General features: G+C 44.7%; 1 protein-coding gene. It reads right to left on the bottom strand.

Features of this window, described 5'->3' with window-relative positions; all coding sequences use genetic code 11:
• Positions 1–22: 22 nt before the first annotated feature.
• Positions 23–1,450 carry an arginine-ornithine antiporter gene (gene arcD, locus QUF07_RS13900; protein ID WP_289428187.1) on the bottom strand — a complete coding sequence of 476 codons (1,428 nt, stop codon included), beginning with the start codon at positions 1,448–1,450 and terminating at the stop codon, positions 23–25.
• Positions 1,451–1,617 lie beyond the last annotated feature (167 nt).

The following is a 1,617-nucleotide window of genomic DNA, read 5'->3' as shown; positions in this document are numbered from 1 at the left end:
TCAAACCGTTGCTCGTCGCTCACTAAAATGTAATCTTTCCCACTACCAAACCATAAATTGTATAGATGGCAGCAATCACAATCACGATTGCAAGCGTCATTTCAATTGGGCCAAATACTTTCTTTGCATGATTGTCTCGCTTCTGTAAGATCCAGAATACTGGAATCCCTGCAGCGAACAATAATGACATCAGCAATAAGAAATTGGCTCCTGCCGCGAACAACAACCAGCAGGCGTAAATACTTGAGATAATTCCAATAATAATGTTGCCAGTTCGGCCCTTGCCATGATCACTTTGGACCGAGTACTTCAGTTGATAGAATGCTGAGAATGCGTACGGAATTAGAATTGCGGCACTGGCGATTGAATAGAAGAAGTTATAAGCCTGCGCCGTAATCAAATACGTAAACATGAACAATTCAACCAACACATTTGTGACAGTCAATGAGGTAATTGGCGCCCCATTCTTGTTTTCCTTGGCGAATATCTTCGGGAAGGAGCCCTCTTTGGCGGCTTCATATGGCAATTGACCAGCAAACATGGTCCATGACAGCCAAGCACCGACAACTGAGATAATCAACCCCAGATTAACAACGGCTGAGCCCCATTTACCGACGATGCTTTCCAACAAGTCAGCCATTGCTGGTTGGGTTAAGTGTGACAAGCCTGCTCGGCTCATAACACCAAATGACAGCAACGTAATTAACATATAAATCAGAATAACAGTAATAATTCCAAGAACCGTTGCTTTACCAACATCTGAACGTTTACGAGCCCGGCCAGAAAAGACAACCGCGCCTTCAATTCCGATAAATACCCATACGGTTACCAGCATGGTGCTTTTTGCCTGCGCCATGACATCCGCAAACTGGAATTTACCAGATGGGGTGAACCAGAAATTGCCTGTAAACATGTTCAGCTTAAATGCGAATAAAACGATAATGATAAATAAGAAAATTGGAATCAATTTAGCAACAGTAATCACAACGTTGACAAATGATGCAGACTCAACCCCACGAAGGATCATAAAGTGGCAGGCCCACAAGATAAACGATGCCGCAATGATCGACCAAATGTTTTGTCCATCACCAAATACTGGTAGGAAGTAAGCGACCGCACTCATCAATAGGGTCGCATAACCAACGTTGCCAAGCCATGCGGACAGCCAATAACCCCAAGCAGAGTTAAAGCCCATGTACTTACCAAAGCCGGCTTCCGCGTAGCTGTAAATCCCGGCATCCAAATCCGGACGCTTCACGATCAAGTTCTGGAAGGTCATCGCCAACATGACCATTCCAATTGCGGTAATGATCCAGCCAATAATGATCGCACCAGGACCAGCACCAACGGCCATGTCGTGCATCAAGTTGAATACACCACCGCCGATGATTGATCCGACAACGAGGCCAATGAGTTCCATTAAGCCTAACTTACCGTCTTTCTCTTTCATATTGATTCACTCCTTTTAGGTAGATGTTTCGTCTCTAACTAAAATCTTGAAATATTTTCGATTGTATCGAACCTTGTTTTCCTTAACCAGCTGTTGGACCATCGCACTGGTGGTTTCGCGGGTCGTTCCGCTCACCTTGGATAACTCCACCAACGTCATTGGGTAAG

This window comes from Lentilactobacillus sp. TOM.63, assembly GCF_030361045.1.
Classification (GTDB): Bacteria; Bacillota; Bacilli; order Lactobacillales; family Lactobacillaceae; genus Lentilactobacillus; species Lentilactobacillus dabitei.
The sequence above is the reverse complement of the archived record's forward strand: the minus strand, read 5'-3'. Positions and strand labels throughout refer to the sequence as shown.